The organism is Paenibacillus sp. PL2-23, assembly GCF_040834005.1.
Lineage (GTDB): Bacteria > Bacillota > Bacilli > Paenibacillales > Paenibacillaceae > Pristimantibacillus.
Genome location: NZ_CP162129.1, coordinates 4825652 through 4845139, shown reverse-complemented (window position 1 = coordinate 4845139; position 19488 = coordinate 4825652). Strand labels below are relative to the sequence as shown.

The following is a 19488-nucleotide window of genomic DNA, read 5'->3' as shown; positions in this document are numbered from 1 at the left end:
CTTTAGTATGCTACCGATAAGTGATAAAGCCCGCGTGTCAGCATCAGGAATAATAACTGGGCTTGTTGACAAGATAAGCATAACATAATTAAATTTGTTCATTCATTGGAGGCATACGATGGAAAATAATAAATGTGACCTGATACATCCTAACGGTGTGAAAGAAAAGAAGATGGAAGAAAGGGATGGCGTCACCATCAAATATCATGCAAATGGGACATCCATTTGGTCAAAGGGGAAGATGGCCGAAGGCAATCCCGACGGATACTGGGAGTGGTATCGGCAGGATGGAACGATCAAGCGCTCCGGATTTTTCGACAAGGGTGAGCCAGTAGGGGAATGGATTACTTACGATGATAAGGGCCAGAAATATAAGTCATCCAATCGTGGCAATGGGAGCAGCAAAAAATAGAATGTGAGGGCGTTAATGATGGGAGCATGGGGATCCGGAAATCTCGAAAATGATACTGTACTGGATTGGGTAGCAGAGTTATTGGAAATCAAAGATTTGAATAGGATATCCGAAGCTATTGAAATGGTACTCGATGAAGATGATATAGATGCTGACACGGCTTCCATTGGTATTGGGGCAATTGAAATTCTGGCAGCATTGCAAGGCAACACCGGGAAAGAAAAATATGAAGATGAGCTTGAAGTATGGATCAGTGAACATAAAGGGTTTGGCCACCAATTACTAGATTCTGCTAGATTGGCCTTAAAAAAGATTCTGGCAGACTCAGAGCTTAAAGAACTATGGGAGGAATCTGATCATTATGAGGATTGGATTCGTGCGATTAAGGAATTGGAAGGTAGAGTATCGTAAGAAAATCAAATGATAGGATGATGACAAGTAAGAATTAAAGGAAGTGTATGGAGTTGTCGAATCTACCAAATTCATTACACGATACAAGTCGCGATAATCTTCGGGCTGACTGCGAAAAATGTTTTGGATTGTGCTGTGTTGCATTGAACTTCTCAGTTTCGGAAGGTTTCCCCATCGACAAGGAGGCCGGCCGACCCTGCCTCAACCTGCAGCCAGACTTTCGCTGTCGTGTCCACGAAAGTCTCAGCAAACGTGGCCTTAAAGGATGTATAGCTTTTGACTGCTTTGGCGCGGGACAAAAGGTTTCCCAAATCAGCTTCGGCGGACAAGACTGGGGGACAGCCCCTGAATTCGCGAAGCAGATGTTCAAAGTATTCATAATCATGATGCAGCTTCACGAAATGCTCTGGTATCTGGCAGAAGCGCTCACGTTACATCAGGCCCAGTCTATCCATAATGAGCTTCAATTCATGCTTGAAGAAACCCAACAACTCACATACCTCAGCCCTGACTCTCTCATGAAACTAGACATGGCAGAACATCGAGCTTCCGTGAACACTCTACTCATAAAGACCAGTGAGCTTGTTCGATCTGAGGCTCGGAGCAGACTCAAGGCCCGTTCGGGACACACGGCTCGGTCTAAGCTTCAGAAGACCATTGGTCGTGGCGCAGACCTTATTGGTGCCGACCTCAGAAGATTGGACCTCAGAGGAACTAACTTGAGAGGAGCATATCTTATTGCTGCTGACCTTAGAGGAAACAACCTTAGTGGAACTGATTTCATCGGGGCAGATTTCCGGGATGCTGACATTAGAGGCGCTGACCTTTCCAAAAGTATCTTTCTTACCCAAGCTCAATTAAATGCTGCAAAGGGAGACGCTCACACAAAATTGCCGCCACTGCTTATACATCCAACACATTGGTATGTAAGCTAATGAAAAATATGTAGTCTAACTTCGATGGGGTTGCCGTGTGGCACTCCCTCACTCTCCCAACGGTCAAGATTCTATTCGTAAAAACATTACATAGCAATGATATCTAAAAGTAGGTGTTGTAAGTGTTTAGGTTATTTAAGAAGAAAGAAGTGTCTTTTGAATCTCAGCTAAGTAAGCTCGCGGAGTGCGGGATTAGGTTAAAGCATGGAATTGATCCGACGCTTTTGCTGGAACAACATTCCGAACAAGAATTTGTAGAAGATCCCTATCAACTATTGCTTATTACTATGGGTGGAGAAGTCTATATAAATAATCAATTCTATCATGTATCCGATGATGTTTGGCATTTAGATACTGAATGTATTGAAGATCATGGAGACTATATTAGAATTATTGAAAGATTAAAGAATTTGACTGGCATTGACATAGAGGACCTCACCGACTATGTAGATATTGAAGCTAATGAAGCGTGGGTCTCATTTATTTATGAAGGAACAAAGATAAGATGGGATTTAAATGTAGACGCGGATTGGCTAGATCCGATTATTATGTATCATTTCCAAGAGCTTATAAAAAACAGGAAGGAACGTAGAATAACTGTAGCGTCACTAGGCCAAGATTGTCTAATTACGTATTTGAAGGAGAGCCAACTAAAAGATATTAACAAACTTGTGAAAATTAAATTCGAATGAGCCATGAAAGTCTAACGGCATTATAGTGGATGCAAATTTTTTTTAGGAGTTTATTATGAAGATAAAAAGTAAGTACATTATAATTATTTTGACCATATGCCTCGGGATAATGAGTTTATTGCTGGTGGAATCGCAACGACAAAAAAAGGGGCTCCAGGATGCAATTGATAGAGCATATGTCATGCAATTAAATAATGTTCTGGGAAGCTTTAGTATGATAGTGAATGATTATACTTATAGGTCTATGATTTCAGACGTTTCTAAAGCAGCAACAAATTCGGAACTAACTTCATATAAGGGAATTAATGACGAGCTGGATATTAGCATATACAATTTATTTATTGCATTGAGAGAAGATAAATCAACCTGAATTACGAAAGCTCATAAAATCAATCACTGTCGATCGCACACTTAGGAAATATCAACCAGTTTTGGGGTGACGAAAATATTAAAATTGGTTTTGGATGCAAAAAACAGTTACAAAATCCCCCTCCCCACATGAAGGGGCAATGGGATTTCCAAGACTAATTTTGGGATTATTGTTCATTCCAATAAAATACTTTTTCGTTCCATGCTAAGCCATGCCCATCGATTGGGGAAGGATTCAGCCATTTTCAATTTGAGAATACGACCACTTTGAACTAGCACGCCAGCACAATGGATAAACTCCCGACGAAACCGCTGGATGGTAAACGAACGATGAATCGGGTCGCAACAATGCAGCTTGAATCGCTCGAACAAATTGTATGCCAGCAGCTTTAGTAACAGATCAATCTCATTGGCAGCAAAGGATTGCGTCGGAATACGATGGATGGCAAACCCGTTTTTGCCTTCCTTAATGTAGTTCTCCATGCAGCAGCGTCGGTTATAGAATCGCCATATATCGATGGCTTTCCAGTCTTCTGTTGTGACCATCGCTTCATACTGCCAGAATGTGTCCAGTTTTAGTAATGGATGATCATCTTCGTAAGTTTGCATCTTTCGAATGACAGCCACACGACGAGTCTTCTCCCACGTGCTGGCTTTGTAGCAAAGTACGATTCCCTCGATGATCCAATCTTCATCGACGAATCGTGTCCAATGTTTGCACTCCTCCACTTGCTGGGCGAGGCGTTTTGTCCATTTTAATTTGCCAACATAGCCGATTTGGCGAGATTCCCAAAAGTCGTAGAATTCTTCTCCGCCGAACCCTTTATCGAATCGAATGTAGCGGACCTTCCTTGAACCCAGAAGGTCGAGGGTCCCCTTCACAAAAGGAAGAACATCGGTCGAACTGCCGGTGTTTCCGGAACGGAGTGCGGCGTTCACTAGCATTTTGGTCTGACCTTCGTATACCAGCAAGGGATGGTAGCTTTTGCGTCCACGCTTGTGGCTATTAACGCCAACCGCCGCCCCCTGTTGATTGCCGTACACGGTCTCCACCGTGGAATCCAGATCGAGAATAAGGGAGTCGGGTAGTACCGGTGAAAGGATATCTACATTCAGCTTTCGAAGCGCTGGAGCAAGCTCGTCATGTGCCGCGCCAAGTCGAAGCAACTCCTTGTTTAGCAAGGAGTGGTGAGGCAATCGCCCGCCAAGGGCATGCTTTACTAAGGCGTCAGCCTGAAGCGTGTTAAAATGAAAGAGCCTTTCGCAGCCCAGGAGCCAGCCAATGATTAGATATTGAATGATGTGATGAGTGGGGAAAATGGCGTTAGCCGCTTTGGCCAAGCCAAGCGTCTTTAACACTTGCTTCAAACGGATCGTTTCAAGGAATGCAAGTATGGCCTTAGCACCTGCAAAATTTGTAGCATTTCTCATAGAAAATTCCGTTTTCAAAGTAGCGATTTTTGTGGTAGACTTCACCTTAAAGGTGCTCCTCTCTTTGGGTGATGTTGTTCCGACAAACACCATTCTACCAAAGATTAGGGCACTTTTTTATATTTTTATGAGGCTTTACTTTCGTAATTCAGGATCAAAAGAAAAGGTATTAGCAAGAATAGATGAATTGCGTGATATCTTTTTTTTGCTAGTGCAAGAACCAGCAAGTAAAGAAGCCACAAATAAATTATTGATAATAGTTGATGAGACTTTTTTTAATGTCCCGGATTAATTAAATTATTGAAATTTAACTATTGAGAAATAAAGGGAGTGTGTCTGATGAGCGAAGCCTTTTCATTTTTGCGAATTGGGTATGTATACGTTCCGACAACTCGTCTTGACGAGTCCATTGCTTGGTATACCGAAAACTTGGATTTCAAACTCATGAATAAATTTGAGGATCGCGGATCATTAATTGCGGTATTGCATCATCCACATCAGAACGCAATAGCCTTGCTGCTTATTGAAACAAGGGATAAGCAGTCCTTGGAGATCATTAGAAATGGGAAACCATATCCGATCATGGCCATTAATTGCCCAGATATTGAATATACACACAAACGGCTGAAGGATAAAGGGATACCGGTTGAAGAGCTAAATACCATGGGAGCTGGAGAAGCGAAGTATTTTTATTTTAGGGATAATGAAGGGAACTTCTTGGAGGCAGCTTGGTCTATATGGGATCCTAAAGATGAGATTAAAGCAGATTTTAATACTAGTAGGTCTAACGGGTAGCTTGTAAGGCAGCAATAAGAAGGTGGCTGAGCGTTGTGAAAACCAAAATCTATTTTGTACGGCATGCGGAGTCGATTTATATCAACGGTCAGGAGCGAACAAGAGGGTTATCGGAGAAGGGAAGGCTGCAAGCAATAAGGGTCAAAGAAAAATTAATAAGCCTTGATATTCATTATATATTGTCGAGTCCATATGAAAGGGCGATCCAAACGATAACACCCTTGGCGGATGAGTTGCAGAAAGAAATAATCTTATTCGAGGGTCTTACGGAGAGAGAGCTTGGTGAAATTGGTGAAGTGAATTTCAATGAAGCTAAGCATAGACTCTATTCGGATTTTACTTTCCAATACCCTGATGGTGAAAGCAGCCATACAGCGCAAACAAGAGCAATTCATGATTTGCACTATATTTTACGTAATTATAAAGGCAAAAGCATTGTTATAGGCACCCATGGGGACATTATGACATTGATGCTTAGTTATTTTGATAAGCAATATAACATTGAATTTTGGAAGTCGACAACAATGCCTGATATCTATCAGCTGCAATTTCATGGCACGACGTTAGAGAAGGTACAAAGACTTTGAATAATTTAAGAAGCTGGAAGGTACAATTAGAGATTATGAATTTATGAATGGCAGATAGGTTGATCGTTTCATGTATGGTTTGAAATCGGAGGAGTGGTCATGAGCTACATAATGGATTTACGAAAATTAGTGGGCACAAGGCCATTAATTATGGCTGGTTCTTGTGTGCTTGTATTCAACGAGCAAGGTCAATTACTTCTGCAGAGAAGAACTGACAGCAATGACTGGGGAACTTTAGGTGGAGCACTTGAGCTGGGAGAATCATTTGAGGAAGCGGCTGCCCGTGAGCTGCACGAGGAGGCTGGATTGACGGCTAAATCGTATACATTCATCAATATCGCCCAGGATACTCCCGTCTTCTATAAGCGGGGGAGGAATGGGCGTTCGGCGTTAGCCGAAATGATATTTGGTGTGTTCTTGTTCTCCCTACTATGCTAAAATTAGTATAGTGAGGAGGCGAACGTATGATCGTTACCGTGACGGCGAAAATCAAAATCAAACCGTCAGACAGTCAAATGATGGCCCTGCAACAAACGATGATCGCTTATCGTCAAGGCTGTAATTTTGTCTCTGCCCTTGTGTTTGAGACGAGCGAGCGCCGGCAGTCTGCCCTGCACCGAATGACGTATCGAACCCTGCGCAGCGCGATGGGCCTGCGTTCTCAAATGGCGCAGTCGGTATTGAAAACGGTACGGGCTAAATACAAGACCATCTTGAGCAGTGGGCATGCTTGGACTCTCGTACAATTTAAGAAGCCGGAATACGATCTCGTCTGGAGACGGGATTACTCGCTAAGCGCAAAGCTATTCTCCGTCAATACGCTGCAAGGCCGCATTAAGATCCCCTTCGAAGCCAAAGGAATGGAGACCTATTTCGACGGCACATGGACATTCGGTACAGCCAAGCTGGTATGCAAAAAACAGAAGTGGTTTTTGCATATTCCAGTGTCTAAGGAAATGGCCTCTCCTGAGCTTAAGGAGATTGAACACGTTGCAGGGATTGATCTGGGCATCAACTTTGTAGCTACGGTGTATGACACCGAGGGGAGAACGCTGTTTTTTCGAGGAAGGGAGCTCAAACACAAACGAGCCAACTACCAACGATTGCGTTCCGAGCTGCAACGCAAACAAACGGCTTCGTCCCGCCGCAGGCTGAAGCAAATCGGAGAACGAGAAAACCGCTGGATGACCGATGTGAACCATCAGGTAAGTAAGGCACTCGTTACCCGATATGGGGCGAATACGCTGTTTGTGCTGGAGGATTTGACAGGGATCCGCCGCAGGGCGGAAAAGGCACAGCTGAAGCATCGGTATGTGACGGTATCGTGGGCTTTCTATCAGCTGCGTCAGATGGTGACGTATAAGGCGAAGCTTGCAGGATCGATGGTGATAGCCGTGGATCCGAAGCACACTTCGCAAGCGTGTCCCCTATGCCGCCACACGGCCAAAGAAAACCGGGATAAACGCAGGCATCGCTTTCGTTGCCAGGCATGCGGATATGCAAGCAATGATGACCGGATCGGCGCCATGAATCTCTGTTTGAAGGGAAAAGAGTACCTTCTTGAAGGTGCAGGCTTAGCATGACTAGGCTTGCAGGGCAGCTGTCAATCTGCCCATTGGTAGGCGAAGACTTACTCGAGGATGTAACACCACGTTCTTCGGAACGCCAAAAGATCGGAGTCGCAAGACGTTCGTACGATCGGGTCGTTACAAGCTCCCACTTCAAACGTTAGTTAAGTGGGGGTCATTGACTACGATGTTGTCTGGCAAGGAGATGTATTACAAATATCCAAACGGTGATGAAATCTACAATGTGATGGCCATCTTTGAAGCCCAAGAGGTACTGGGACATCCGAGGATTAATGACCATGAAAGTTATGAACTGCAATATTTTTCACTGGATCAACCCATCGATAATATCAATCCCTTCACTAAGCACTATCTGAAAAAAACGGGCTACATCAGTAAGTGGTAGCATAAGTCAAAGAGCCCGCGATCTTCGCGGGCTCTATCGTGCTGGCTGCTTCAGCTAGCTCGTGGTCTGGAATGTAAAATGCTGATCAGTTCCGCCATCGTTCGTCATCTGTATGGCATCTGCACCGTTGGAGATTGAGCTGTCTGTGATCGTGATGACTTTGCGGCTCTTGACGTTCATAATTGTGAAGTACCCGTCGCCAGTGCTCAGCACGCGGAAGAGCTGGTTTAAGCCGCCATTGTCCGTATACTGAATCACGTTAGTACCGTCAGCAGTAGAAGAGCTCGGGATGTCGAGCACCTTGCCGCTGTTGCGGTTTTTGATCTTGTAGTAACGGCCGCCTACATCAGTGAATTGCCAATGCTGACTTGTCCAGCCGCCATCGGAATATTGTTCGATGACTGCGTTGTTACTTGTCGAGCCGTTGGTCACGCCAAGAACGAGATTGCTGTTTCGATTGGTGATTTTGTACCACGATGTCGTGTTAACGGGCGGATTGTTTGTACCGGTAATCGTGCCTGCTGCAGCGTCTATGGTGAGCTGATCAGACCAGTTAAGGGACATGGAGGTAGAAGTCGGGAAGGTAATCGGCAGCCATACATATTCCGATGTGTTCACCGGTCCGCCCCAAGCGCCTGCCCAGCGGTCTCCCATATACAGATAGGAGGTGCCGGAGGTGCCTTCTACCGGAAGCACGTAGGTCGATTGCGATTGATAAGTATTGGCGTTGCCGACATTCGACAGCGAGCTCCAAGGCCCAGCGATGCTGGTTGCCGTCGCGTATTTGGCCTGGTTCGGATTCCAGCCCGTCGCACCAGATGTGAGAAGGAAGTAGGTGCTGCCGCGCTTGAAGATAGCAGGTGCTTCGCGATATTGATTATCCCATAGGGTAGTTACCAGCGAATCAACGCCGAGAAAATCAGAGGTCAAACGATAGATGTTCAGGTCTGCGTTCACTTGTGTCGCGGAAATAAGGTAGGCGGTCCCGTTATCGTTATAGACGGTCATATCACGAGAGTCGTAATTCAACGGACGGAAGCTGCCATGGTAGGTGTAAGGCCCCTCAATATTGGAGGCAGAGGCTACGGCTACGCGAGCTTCTCCGTAATCCACGCCGTTCTCCTTGTGCATCCACATCACATATTTGCCTGTAGAAGCGTTATAAATGACTTTTGGCCGTTCGATGTTCGCCGTGGCCAGCTCGGCATGCGATGATTTGCTGAGCACATGTGCCCGGAATTGCCAATTTTTCAGATCAGTGGACCGGTAGACGGAGACGTAGTTGGTGCCATCCCGATTCTCGCCGAACCAATAATAGTAGCTGCCAGATTTCAGCATTCCGCCGCCATGGGCTTGAATGGGGTTGCCGCTGGTGTCCTTGAATTGAATGCCGTTGTCAATGGTAACGGGGGCAGCCGAAGCGGGAATGGCGAATAATGCGCCGACCAAACTGAGCAGCAGCAAATAGACGCTCAAAAAGCGTATCTTACGAGTCACTATTCATTCCTCCTTAGAATTGGGTAATCATGAACAATGGCTTACGGAAGCGCTTCCATGAATATTGTGTCATAGCTTGCTTTCCAATACATCCTAATATTTTTACGACTTTTGTAAAAATTGCGGTATCGCAGAGATTAAATACTTACGTCCTAGGCTGCAGGATTTATACACTCATTAGCGATCTCCTCGTTAATTAGATTGTGTTTCAATAGAATGAAAGCCTCTACCAATCAAATAGATAGCGAATACTATTTCGCAGACGGCTAATGGCGCATTCAGAATAAAGTAAATGGGGTTCACGATTTTAATGATGTTTAACATCAACAATATGGTCGCTGCAAAAGTAAATAGAGACCCAATCATACCCCAAATAGATAACCAGCTTGAAACAAGTTTACTCCTGTATAAGCAGAAGTAAAGAATCATTCCGCCAATACTCCATGGCAATATCATGGCAATGTGATTCAGGATATCTCTGCCTTGTCTAAGCAATTCGGCCAATAGCTCATAATACGTTGAATCGACTTCATGAGCAGTTGCAACAGTCTGACTTAATACGAGCAAGAGAAGCAGTGAACCGATTCCAGCAAAAAGAAATCCGGCTCCAAGTATTCTGAAGCCAAAGTATCCCGCTGCCAGGTTTTTGTTATAAGACTTTAGTATTGGATAAAACACGACTGTTAAAAGCACATATACGATCGCCATTGCTGCTTGACAAAATACCGCAACCAAAACCTGCAGTTCAATCTCTGACAATTTGTAAAGATAGTCTGGTTGTTCTAACGCTGGGACAGAACTAAATATCCCAAATACAAGATTCAATACTAACAATATCCCTAGGAAGATAGCTGTCCTTCTGTATGCTCTCATGATAACAGCTCCTTTTTGCTTGTTATCTTGCTTGATTAAGCCTTCTCAACAATGATTTGTATTTTTTACCGCCAGAATGTATAACATTTTCACGTGGTTCGAACGCCACAACGCTAACGGACAAAAAATGCGCTTAGAGCTCGAATGTAGCGCTTTCCAGCCTGTAACGGGCAAACTTGACGCTTAGCCCTCCTAAACGCTCCGACTTTACCTCAATTATCGTTCTAACATTCGAAAATGACCGTTACAACTTTGGATGGCCGATTTGATTAGTTTAAAGGAAGTTTTTGACCGTTAGAAGCCCGGTCGAGATGATGACTATGGCGAAAGTTTTTATCAAGGACGCCGTCAGTCGTTTTTCTTTCATATAGTATACTAAACTATACATAGTGTAAAGTTCTTTTTACATGTAGATCTAACCATGACGTCGATGCCTATGCTAAAATTGAACGCTTGAAGCAGCGGCAAGCATGATAATAACCAAAAAGCGGTAGACCAGGACGTTGCTAACGTCCATGGCTACCGCTTTTTGGTGTCAATTGAATTTAAGCTTCAGGCTGCTGTCATCCAGCCGCAGCAGGATGGTTAATGCGTCACCGTTACATCATCGAAATAAGCTTTCGTATTGGCATAGGTTCGGGCGCCGATCTTGCCGCTTGCGAAGGTGCTGTCCGCAGCGGAGAACTGGAGCGCTCCATCCTTGTAGACGGAGATGTCAGCGCCGTTCAGCACGATCTTATACGTGTAGAACGTATCGGCCGCGATGCTCGGATTCGCATATCCGAGAGACGTTTTGACGCCTGCCACGTTTTTGATCAGCTCCATCTTCTTGCCGGTCTTGTCATTATTTTTAAGCAGCAGCATGTAGTAGTTGTTCTCATCGGTATAGCGGAATACGAGTCCCGCGTCCTTGTTGCCGTTGGTGTTGTTGGTCACATTGACCTTGGCCTCCAGCGTATAGTCGGTCCAGGAGGACTCGCCCGTGATGGAGTAGCTGTTGCCGCTGCCCGCTTGACCGCTGTATTGGCCAGACTGCACGGACCAGGTTCCGCTGGTCGTTGTCCAGCCGTTTGCGTTGCCGTCGGAGAAGTCATCGAAGAACAGCGTCTGGCTGACAGTCGGACCGATCTGAACGGCGCTGCTGACGGCGTCCGAGTTCGTATCCGTCGTATGGAAGTAATACGAATGGATGCCGAGAGGAAGCTTCGTCGTGTACGTATACGCCTTGCCGTCGGTGTAGGTCGTATCGCCAGGATCGACCTCGTTCATAACATGAATGACGCCGTCCAGCACCAGCTCCATGGCGAATGGCTTGTCATTGTCGGCGTCCGTATACGTGACCCCGAACGTGAAGCTTGTATCCGTATCGCCGGATGCCAGATCCACAGATGCTCCTGTCAGAGCAGGGGCCGAGCCGCTGGCTGTATTGGTCGCCTTGATCTCGTCGATGAACATTTCGCCATATGTGCCTCCAGTCTGGTTCAGCCAGATGGACATGGTCGTCCGCTGCTTGTTCACAGCAGGAGACAGGGCGTTAAGATCGATCTGAAGGTCTGTCCATGTCGTCGGCACGGAAACCCAGCCGCCGGTTAAGTTATACGTGCGAGAGCCGTCGTTCAGCTCAATCTTCATGCGTAGATTCGGGTAGCCTGCGTTCTTCACTGTATAGTTCAGATAGCGGTAGCCGGATAGATCCACGCTGTCGTGCCAAGGCTGGAACTTCGCGTTCGAGGTGCCAGATGCCGGCGTCTGCGTGAACTTGCCTACCGTGCGGCCATCCTCCTCTGCCTTGGCGAAGGTTGTTGTCCCTCCATTCTGCGTGTACCAGTTCACCCATCGGCTGTTGCCTCCCGTGGAGCCCCACAGTCCGCCAGTGCCGAAGTCATCGTACAGAAGCGGCGTCGACGGATCCGGCAGAGGAGCCGCAACCGTGTAATGCGTCGAGCTGTACGTATGATTGCCAAGTGAATCCGTGCCTCTCACATCCACACGTTTGTTGGCGTACGGCGCGGCTGCGCTTTCGTCCACGACCGCTGAATAAGCGGGACCGGATGGCGTCATAGGCAGGAAGGTGCCGGAGGTGCCTGTCGTGCTGTATTGGATATCCGTCAAGCCCGTCGCCGGTCCCGCGAATACGGTTACGTTGCCCCGCACGAAGTCGCCGATAACCGGAGACAGGGTCGGCAGCTGGACGGGGGCCGCAGCTCCGGCGGAGCTGGCGGATTCATTGGCGGCAAGCGCCATGACCGTATAGAGCAGACCGGCTTGAATGCTGACGCTGAACTCGTTGTAGCGCCATTGGTTCGTATCGTCGAGGTGCAGCGAACGATCCTCGTACCAAGGACTGACGCTTTTTTTGTCTTTGGTATCCTTCATATTCGGTCCGCTCAGCATGGCGCCTGGGAAGACGATGCCGCCTTTGTCGCTGGTGTTGGATCCCTCGTCATACCTTGTATGCGGATAAGTTACGAAGTCCGAGCCTATGCCGGATACCCAGCTAATATTCCAGGGGTTTTCGCCGAATACCCAGTACATGCCTTTCTCGACGGCGCGCAGCGCCGAAGGGTCGCCGAACAGCTCGTAATAACGCATCGCGTCGCCGACATAAGACATATGCGGCTCGTTAACGCCGAAGTTTTTGAATTGGTTCAGCACGCCGTAAGGCGTATCGTCCGTCGACGACAGGAAGAAGTCAAGCTGCTGCTTGAGCAGACTCTGGATCTGCGCTTGCGTCGTGGAGTCGGCCGCGGGGTAGAATTCAGCCAGCGCCATCGGTCTCATATCCCAGTAGTTGGTCGCGAACAGGTCGGCAAACGTCAGAGTGTTAATATTCGTCGCTGCCGCAGTTTTGTAAGCGACGTCGTTCGTGAGCAAATACAGCTCGACGTCAGCAAGCAGCTTGGCGTTCGGTATGCCGCCGCGTGTGGCATAGGAGCCGACGACGCCCTCTGGATTGGCTACCACGTAGTTGTAGAACACAAGAGCGGCCGCTTCGCAGTCATCGGCGAAGTCCTCAAGCGCTGCGATCTCCGAGGAGACGACATCGCCTTCGGCGATGGCGGTGTGGATCGCGCGCGCCGTTGCAGCCAAGGTGGCCGCGGCTTTGGCCGAACCCGCGACGCCAATGCCGGCCAGCTTGCGGTCATCCGCCGTGCCGTTAATGTTGTCCGTTGTTTTGTGCGGGTGGATGAAGGAGCCGGCGTTGTTCCTGAGGTCGTACAGCGCTCCGCCCAGCTGGTTAGCGAACTTGATCAAATATTCGCTGCCGAATATGGCTTCGTCCACAAGATCCGGTAAGCCGTTAGCGTCATTGTCGAATTTCGAGCTGGCCGCATCCTTATGGCGGATATAGGCAAGCGCGATCTGGGTGCCAACCCACTGGTTGCCGGCATACTTGCCGTAGTCTCCGGCATCGTACCAGCCGCCAGTCAGATCATAATGCGTTAATCCATCGGCCGACGCGCCGTCGTCGAGATGCCCAGCCGGATGATAGAGCTTGGCGGACGGAGCCACGCTGCTGTAGCCGGTCGGGTAGGCATCCTCAGTCGCTACGCTTGCGCGCTGCAGACGGTAGAATGCCGTCATCTCATCCTTGAAGTTCGTCCATATATTGGTCTGGATCGGGAATGTATAGGACGTAATGCCGTTGCTGACGACCGTATAGCTGTTGCCGGTTGCGGTCACGGAGGTGAAGTCGATGGAATAGACATGTTTGTTCCAGGTGACGTCTTCAAATGTCATATTGCCGGAGGCGACGACGGTCGAGCCGCTCTTCACCTGATAGGACAAGTCAGTGAGCGGCTGATCCGAGGTGACCTTGGCGTTCTTGAAGCCCGACGCGTTGTAGCCGGCTTGGCTGACGACGACGTCAATGACTTGATTCGAGAAGGCGACCGTAGGCTGCGCGACGGAAGTCGTCGCCACTTCATCGGAGGTGAGATCCGTTGTGCGGAAGTAATGGGAATGGGAGCCGACGGGAAGCTTGGTGATGTAATAATATTCCTTGCCATCCGTAAAGTTTGTATCGCCGTTGTCGACCTCCATCATGTCGTAGGTCGTTGTATTGTCGATGACCACCTGCATGGCAAAAGGCTTCTGGTTATCGGCGTCTGTGTAAGTGGCGCGGAAGGTGAACGGCGTGCTCTGATTGTAGGTGCCCGTCGTATTAGCCGTCATGCTGCCGGTCAGCGTTGGAGCGGTGCCGCTGCTGCCCGTCGAAGCAAAAATATCGTCGATAAGCGTCTCGCCGTAAGCGCCGCCCGCTTGCCGAAGCCAAATTTCCACCTTGGCGGTCTTCTTGTTAAGGTTGGGCGCAAGCGTGTCCAGGTCGAAGGTGCTTGTCGTCCAGTCGGTTGGAATGGACACCCAGCCGCCTGTCAGATTGTAGTTGGCTGAGCCGTCGTTAAGCGCAATGCGAATAAGGGAGTCGGCGTAGCCGGGGTTCTTCATTGTGACGTTGAAATAGCGGTAGCCCGTTAGATTCACGGACTCGTTCATCGGCTGGAACTTCGCCCAAGAGCTGGCCGAAGCAGGCGTCTGTGTGAACTTGCCGACCTGCCTCGAATCGACGGTTGTCTTCGTGAATGTGCCGGAGCCTCCGTTCTGGTTGTACCAGTTGAACCAATTCACCTTGTACAAGCCGGCGCCGTTGAAATCATCGTACAGCAGCGGATTGCCAGGACCGGGGAGCGGGGTTACGGCGGCAGAGACCGCGCCAGGTGCAATAGCCAGCGCGTTGAGCAGCAGGGCGAAGCCTAGAACAAGACAAATACCTCTCATCACTCTGCCTTTCCTTCTGTAGCCTGCGGACATCATTTCATTCCTCCTATCAAAATTGTAATCGCTTACGGGAAGATCATAACGATCCGCTGCTGAAATGGCGATGATGTAAATCTGTCAAGTTGTGACGGATTCTCGCAGGTTAATAGATCCTCTAATAGAAACCTGACATGCTGCGCTTTCTTTTCAGTCTGCAAGGAGTCCGCGCTGACAAACTGTTAAGTCAGCCCCCATTGGCGCGGGGGGACACAACGATGAGAAAGGAAATCTGCACAGGCATCGCGCTGTGCGGTATGATAGGGTTATTTCATAGAATGAAGGCGGATGAGGATTTGATCTCCACAACAATATCGAATGACAAGCGTAGGCTTCGGATGGCCTCCCTAATGGGGCTGCTGCTCCTGCTCATTGCCGCTATGGTCATACCGGGCCTAGCGGGCAGCGGTGATCGACTGGCGCCGAAGGCAAGCAAGGGTGTGCTGGATTTGCGCGATTGGAGCCTGCAGGAGGATGGTCCTGTAAGGCTGAACGGGGAGTGGGATCTCTATTGGGAGAGGCTGGCGGGGGGATCTCCAGAGGAGAGCCTGGGCGAGCCTGTGACTATTGAGGTTCCCGGAGAGTGGGAGACGATCGGTCTGCCGGGACGCGGTTATGCGACGTATAAGCTTCAGGTGCTGACTCGTGGGCATGATGGAGCGTTCGGCTTGCAAATACCGGCCATAGCCCCTGCTTACAAAGTGCTCGTGGATGGAAGGGAGGTTGCGGGAGCGGGTATCGTTGGCCCTTCAAGGGAAGAGACGAGATCGGCCTACAACCCGCAGACCGTTACGTTTGTTCCTCAGGCAGACGAGTTTGAGCTGCTCATTGAGGTTTCCAACGTGATCTATCCGGAAGGCGGCATCTAGTTCAGCATGGCGCTGGGCTCCGAGGAGCAGATGCTGGCTTCGGACAAACGGGACGGCTTCGTCGGTATGGCGGTGTTCGGCGGCTGCGCACTGCTCGGCTTATACCAAATATCTGTATTTCTGCTGCGGCGTTCGGAGCGGTCTACGCTCTACTTCGGCATCTGCTGCCTGCTTGGCGCGCTTCGCCAGTGGGTAGTAGGCGGGATTTATTTGGTAGAGCTGTACCCTGACGTTTCTATTCGACTGCTCATTATGCTGGAGTACTTAACCTATTACGGCGGTGTGACGATGGCGGTCTTGTTCGTGCGAGAGCTGTATCCCGCAGAGTTCAGCGCCAAGCTGGCCAAGGTTCTTGTATGGATCGGCGCGGCTTTCTTGGCTGCTCTGCTCCTCCCGGCGGAAATCTACACCAGCCTGCTTGGGTACTTCAGAATGGTCTCCCTCTTCGTTCTTGCTTATATACTGACCGGTTTTTTCCTGGCCCTGTGGAGGGGCAGGGACGGAGCGCTGCTGCAGCTGACGGGCTGGCTTGTATTTGTGGCGGCTGCGGTGCATGACATCTTGTACAGCCTGGGCTGGATTGTTGCGGTTGACGCGCAGCTGGTCCCTTACGGCTTCATTCTGCTTGTGTTTATCGAGGCTCTGGAGCTGGCTCGCAGATTTACGAATGCGTACCGCACCATCGGAGAGATGTCCAATGAGCTGATCGCGATGAACCAACTGAAGGACGAGTTTCTGGCTAACACCTCGCACGAGCTCAAGACGCCGCTGCATGGCATTCTGAACTTGTCCCAGGCGTTGTCCGAGGGCAAATTCGGCCCAATAGGGAGCGCGCAGTCAGAGCAACTGGATGTAGTGGTGTCGGTGGCGCGGCGCATGAACAATCTGATTAACGATATTCTGGATTTGTCCCTGTTAAAAAATAACGGAATCCGCCTCCAGCTTGGCCGGGTCGACGTACAAGCGGCGGTGTCCGCGCAGGAGGAGGTATTCCGCCATTACATCGGGCAGAAGCCGGTGACGCTCCGCCTGGAGTGGCCTAATGCGCTGCCTCCGGCGCTGGCGGATGAGAACCGTCTGCTGCAGATCGTGTACAACTTGATTGGCAACGCCGTTAAGTTTACGCAGGAGGGAGAGATTGTCGTCTCCGGCTGGGAGGAGGGCGGCCTGCTGCACATTGCCATCGCGGATTCCGGCATTGGCATTCCGGCGGACAAGCTGGATACCATCTTCCAATCGTATGAGCGTCTAGGCTCGCCAGTAGCCAGAGAATACGGCGGCACCGGACTGGGCCTTGGCATTACGAAGCGGCTGGTGGAGCTTCATGGCGGCAGCATCTCCGTATTGTCGACGGAGCATGAAGGCTCCGTGTTTACCTTCACGCTGCCAATTGCGGATAGAGCGGTGAGGGAGACGACTCAGCCGTATCGAGAGGGTATGCCTGCCGTTGCGGCGGCGAATAAGCCTGTCACAGAGCAGCCAGCCGCCGTCACGGCAGCGGCGCCTGGGGCAGCGATTCTCGCCGTCGACGACGATCCGGTGAATCTGCGGGTGCTGACGTCATTGTTCGCGGGGGAGCCTTACGAGGTGCGGACGGCGCCCAGCGGACAGGAGGCGCTGCGAGCGCTGGAGGAGGATGACGGGCGTATCGGGCTAGTCATTCTGGATGTGATGATGCCGGGCTTGTCCGGCTATGAGACCTGCCGGAGAATCAGGGAGAGCTATGGCCTGTCCGAGCTGCCTATTCTGCTGACGACGGCCAGAAGCGATCCGGCAGACGTGATGTACGGCTTCGAAGCAGGCGCTAATGACTTTGCGGCGAAGCCCTTCGATCCCCATGAGCTTCGGGCGAGAGCCAGAACGCTGCTGGAGATGAAGCGCTCGGCGGAGGATGCGGTTCGTTCGGAGATGGCGTTTCTGCAGGCGCAGATTAAGCCTCATTTTTTGTACAACGCGCTGAATACGATTATTGCTCTATCGCTCGACGAGCCCCAGACGGCGCATGATCTGCTGATTCATCTCAGCCGATATTTGCGAGGAAGCTTCGACTTCCGGAACAAGCAGAAGCTGGTGCCGCTGCGCAAGGAGCTTGAGCTGACAGAGGCGTATTTGCAAATCGAGCGCGCAAGGTTCGGTGAACGACTGCACGTCAGGTATGAGGTGGAAGCCGATGCGGACTGTCTCCTGCCGCCGACGACCCTGCAGCCTCTTGTGGAGAATGCCGTCAGGCATGGAGTGACGAAGCGGGAGGGTGGCGGCACCCTAACCCTTGCCATTCGCCGTGATGAATCGGAGGTTGTGATTATGGTAAGGGATGACGGAGCTGGCATGGCTGCTAATGTCTGCGAGACATTGCTTACCCGCGAGCCGGAGGGAGAAGGCGGCGTGGGCCTGCGCAATATTCATAAGCGGCTTGTCCGGCAATTCGGCACAGGCCTTGTAATCGCCAGCGAAGCCGGTGTAGGGACGACGGTCACGCTTCGCGTGCCGCGGACGGCCGTGTCGGAATAGAGATGATGGAGGGATAGGTATGATACGCGTCATTGCGGTGGACGATGAGCTGCCTGCGCTGCGAAGAGCGGGCAAGCTGCTGGAGACGCTGGAGGGGGTACAGGTAGGAGGCTTGTTCGACAGTCCGAAGCTGTTCCTGGAGCATATGCTGACGACATCGGAGCCGGTCGATCTTGTGCTCCTCGATATCGAGATGCCCGGAATGAATGGACTTGAGGTTGCGGGAAGACTGAAGGAGATCCGTCCGGAGGTGTACGTCTCCTTCTTGACGGCGTATGAGGAATACGCGCTTGACGCATTTGGCGTGGAGGCCATCGATTATGTGCTTAAGCCGTTTACGACGGAGGACTTAATGCGTACGCTCGAGAGGCTGGAGAAGCGGCGCGGTCCCCATTCTCAGTCGGGCGCGGCTGGGGCTCCGGCAACGGATAAGCACAAGTGGAACATAAGCAGCTTTGGACCCTTTACGATTGCGTCGGAGAAGGGGGAGCAGGTGCGGTTCCGCAATTCGAAGAGCAGGGAGCTGCTGGCGCTCCTGCATCATCATCGGGACAAGGCGGTCGGCAAGTCGTACATTCTGGATGCCTTGTGGGAGGGACGCGACGCAGATCGCGCGCAGACTAATTTGCATTCGACGGTGTATCAGCTGCGCAAGGATCTGGAGGCGTGCGGTCTGCACGGAGCGATCGAGCAGATGAAGACGGCAGGAGGCAGCTATCGGCTTCAGTGGCCATGCGCCATCGAAGACGACGTAGCCGAATATGAGCTGGCGGTGCGTGAATACGAGCGCACGGGGTCGCTTGCGCAGCTGGTGAGGGCCATTCAGCTGTATGGCGACGGCTATCTCTCGGGCAGCGGCTATGGCTGGGCGGCGCCACGGCAGGCGGAGCTGGAGCTTGGCTACGCAGGGCTGCTGGAGGCGATGGTCGACGCCTATGCCGGGCAGTCGCGGCACGAGCTGGCGCTAAGTCCGATGCAGAAGCTGGTGCATCTGCACCCGTTGGATGAGCGCTTCCACGCGAAGCTGGCCGCGCTGCTGCTGCTCTCGGGCAGGAGCGCGGATGCGCGGGAGTACTGCGCTATGATGGCGGAGCTGCTGGACGCGGAGGGTGCCGAGGAGCTGGATTACCGCAAGGTGGCTGCGGACCCGATGGGATATTTTCGCAATGGGCGTGGCCCTATTTCTTAATCCTTCCTTCAAAACCTGACATGAAGCGCGTTTCTTTCAGTTTGTGAAAAGGACAAGCCGCTACAATGGAGGAGTATCTGGCAGAGGGGCTGGCTTGGTTCCCGGCTACAGATACAAATGAACAATCT

At 50.5% G+C, this 19488-nt stretch carries 18 protein-coding genes; 14 read left to right on the top strand and 4 right to left on the bottom strand.

The features are described from left to right. The first annotated feature begins 118 nt into the window (after positions 1–118). From AB1S56_RS21475 to AB1S56_RS21455, 5 genes are all read left to right on the top strand, one after another. Positions 119–412 (top strand): hypothetical protein, encoded by a 294-nt coding sequence (locus AB1S56_RS21475; RefSeq protein WP_340873731.1) that lies wholly within the window; start codon positions 119–121, stop codon positions 410–412. A 15-nt stretch (positions 413–427) separates the two neighbouring features. Continuing rightward, positions 428–823 carry a DUF4259 domain-containing protein gene (locus AB1S56_RS21470; RefSeq protein ID WP_340873732.1) on the top strand — a complete coding sequence of 132 codons (396 nt, stop codon included), beginning with the start codon at positions 428–430 and terminating at the stop codon, positions 821–823. Between the two features lie 53 nt (positions 824–876). Further along, complete coding sequence (locus AB1S56_RS21465; RefSeq protein WP_340873733.1) at positions 877–1758, top strand: pentapeptide repeat-containing protein; 882 nt, start codon at positions 877–879, stop codon at positions 1756–1758. A 122-nt stretch (positions 1759–1880) separates the two neighbouring features. Then, positions 1881–2450: a hypothetical protein gene (locus tag AB1S56_RS21460; protein WP_340873734.1), complete on the top strand. Its 570-nt coding sequence runs from the start codon at positions 1881–1883 to the stop codon at positions 2448–2450. A 55-nt stretch (positions 2451–2505) separates the two neighbouring features. Next, positions 2506–2820 (top strand): hypothetical protein, encoded by a 315-nt coding sequence (locus AB1S56_RS21455; RefSeq protein ID WP_367903388.1) that lies wholly within the window; start codon positions 2506–2508, stop codon positions 2818–2820. Positions 2821–2993: 173 nt separating this feature from the next. Here the strand turns inward: AB1S56_RS21455 and AB1S56_RS21450 are convergent, their stop codons facing one another. Next, the gene (locus AB1S56_RS21450) at positions 2994–4295 is read right to left on the bottom strand and encodes an IS1380 family transposase (RefSeq protein WP_340873735.1); all 1302 of its coding nucleotides are present in this window, start codon (positions 4293–4295) and stop codon (positions 2994–2996) included. Positions 4296–4314: 19 nt separating this feature from the next. Between AB1S56_RS21450 and AB1S56_RS21445 the strand changes: the two genes are divergently transcribed. The 6 genes from AB1S56_RS21445 to AB1S56_RS21420 all read left to right on the top strand — a co-directional run bounded on the left by AB1S56_RS21445 (position 4315) and on the right by AB1S56_RS21420 (position 7606). Next, positions 4315–4542 carry a hypothetical protein gene (locus tag AB1S56_RS21445; RefSeq protein WP_340873736.1) on the top strand — a complete coding sequence of 76 codons (228 nt, stop codon included), beginning with the start codon at positions 4315–4317 and terminating at the stop codon, positions 4540–4542. 47 nt (positions 4543–4589) lie between these two features. After that, positions 4590–5045, top strand: coding sequence for a VOC family protein (locus AB1S56_RS21440; RefSeq protein WP_340873737.1), 456 nt, complete (start codon positions 4590–4592; stop codon positions 5043–5045). A 35-nt stretch (positions 5046–5080) separates the two neighbouring features. Beyond that, positions 5081–5632 carry a histidine phosphatase family protein gene (locus tag AB1S56_RS21435; RefSeq protein WP_340873738.1) on the top strand — a complete coding sequence of 184 codons (552 nt, stop codon included), beginning with the start codon at positions 5081–5083 and terminating at the stop codon, positions 5630–5632. A gap of 99 nt (positions 5633–5731) precedes the next feature. Further along, positions 5732–6070, top strand: coding sequence for an NUDIX domain-containing protein (locus AB1S56_RS21430; protein ID WP_340873739.1), 339 nt, complete (start codon positions 5732–5734; stop codon positions 6068–6070). A 26-nt stretch (positions 6071–6096) separates the two neighbouring features. Beyond that, positions 6097–7215 carry an RNA-guided endonuclease InsQ/TnpB family protein gene (locus tag AB1S56_RS21425; protein ID WP_367903387.1) on the top strand — a complete coding sequence of 373 codons (1119 nt, stop codon included), beginning with the start codon at positions 6097–6099 and terminating at the stop codon, positions 7213–7215. Positions 7216–7387: 172 nt separating this feature from the next. Continuing rightward, positions 7388–7606: a hypothetical protein gene (locus AB1S56_RS21420; RefSeq protein ID WP_367903386.1), complete on the top strand. Its 219-nt coding sequence runs from the start codon at positions 7388–7390 to the stop codon at positions 7604–7606. 54 nt (positions 7607–7660) lie between these two features. Here the strand turns inward: AB1S56_RS21420 and AB1S56_RS21415 are convergent, their stop codons facing one another. The 3 genes from AB1S56_RS21415 to AB1S56_RS21405 form a co-directional block, all read right to left on the bottom strand. Then, entirely contained in the window at positions 7661–9082 is a 1422-nt protein-coding gene (locus tag AB1S56_RS21415; protein WP_340870514.1) for an RICIN domain-containing protein, read from the bottom strand. A 213-nt stretch (positions 9083–9295) separates the two neighbouring features. Next, positions 9296–9976 (bottom strand): DUF4386 domain-containing protein, encoded by a 681-nt coding sequence (locus tag AB1S56_RS21410; protein WP_340870423.1) that lies wholly within the window; start codon positions 9974–9976, stop codon positions 9296–9298. Between the two features lie 585 nt (positions 9977–10561). Beyond that, entirely contained in the window at positions 10562–14791 is a 4230-nt protein-coding gene (locus AB1S56_RS21405; protein ID WP_340870425.1) for a glycoside hydrolase family 9 protein, read from the bottom strand. A 218-nt stretch (positions 14792–15009) separates the two neighbouring features. On the opposite strand from AB1S56_RS21405, the gene AB1S56_RS21400 reads away from it, so the two are divergent. The 3 genes from AB1S56_RS21400 to AB1S56_RS21390 are packed head-to-tail and all read left to right on the top strand — an operon-like array spanning position 15010 to position 19360. Beyond that, positions 15010–15660 carry a hypothetical protein gene (locus tag AB1S56_RS21400; RefSeq protein ID WP_340870427.1) on the top strand — a complete coding sequence of 217 codons (651 nt, stop codon included), beginning with the start codon at positions 15010–15012 and terminating at the stop codon, positions 15658–15660. A 6-nt stretch (positions 15661–15666) separates the two neighbouring features. Beyond that, the gene (locus AB1S56_RS21395) at positions 15667–18171 is read left to right on the top strand and encodes an ATP-binding protein (protein ID WP_340870428.1); all 2505 of its coding nucleotides are present in this window, start codon (positions 15667–15669) and stop codon (positions 18169–18171) included. A 19-nt stretch (positions 18172–18190) separates the two neighbouring features. Then, positions 18191–19360: a response regulator gene (locus AB1S56_RS21390; RefSeq protein ID WP_340870429.1), complete on the top strand. Its 1170-nt coding sequence runs from the start codon at positions 18191–18193 to the stop codon at positions 19358–19360. Positions 19361–19488: the final 128 nt, after the last annotated feature.

Bases quoted from the DNA above. Each gene is read 5' to 3' on its own strand.
- AB1S56_RS21400 (WP_340870427.1), top strand. From the start codon at position 15,010: ATGAGAAAGGAAATCTGCACAGGCATCGCGCTGTGCGGTATGATAGGG.
- AB1S56_RS21455 (WP_367903388.1), top strand. From the start codon at position 2,506: ATGAAGATAAAAAGTAAGTACATTATAATTATTTTGACCATATGCCTC.
- AB1S56_RS21440 (WP_340873737.1), top strand. From the start codon at position 4,590: ATGAGCGAAGCCTTTTCATTTTTGCGAATTGGGTATGTATACGTTCCG.
- AB1S56_RS21390 (WP_340870429.1), top strand. From the start codon at position 18,191: ATGATACGCGTCATTGCGGTGGACGATGAGCTGCCTGCGCTGCGAAGA.
- AB1S56_RS21420 (WP_367903386.1), top strand. From the start codon at position 7,388: ATGTTGTCTGGCAAGGAGATGTATTACAAATATCCAAACGGTGATGAA.
- AB1S56_RS21410 (WP_340870423.1), bottom strand. From the start codon at position 9,976: ATGAGAGCATACAGAAGGACAGCTATCTTCCTAGGGATATTGTTAGTA.
- AB1S56_RS21405 (WP_340870425.1), bottom strand. From the start codon at position 14,791: ATGATGTCCGCAGGCTACAGAAGGAAAGGCAGAGTGATGAGAGGTATT.
- AB1S56_RS21470 (WP_340873732.1), top strand. From the start codon at position 428: ATGATGGGAGCATGGGGATCCGGAAATCTCGAAAATGATACTGTACTG.
- AB1S56_RS21425 (WP_367903387.1), top strand. From the start codon at position 6,097: ATGATCGTTACCGTGACGGCGAAAATCAAAATCAAACCGTCAGACAGT.
- AB1S56_RS21430 (WP_340873739.1), top strand. From the start codon at position 5,732: ATGAGCTACATAATGGATTTACGAAAATTAGTGGGCACAAGGCCATTA.
- AB1S56_RS21395 (WP_340870428.1), top strand. From the start codon at position 15,667: ATGGCGCTGGGCTCCGAGGAGCAGATGCTGGCTTCGGACAAACGGGAC.
- AB1S56_RS21475 (WP_340873731.1), top strand. From the start codon at position 119: ATGGAAAATAATAAATGTGACCTGATACATCCTAACGGTGTGAAAGAA.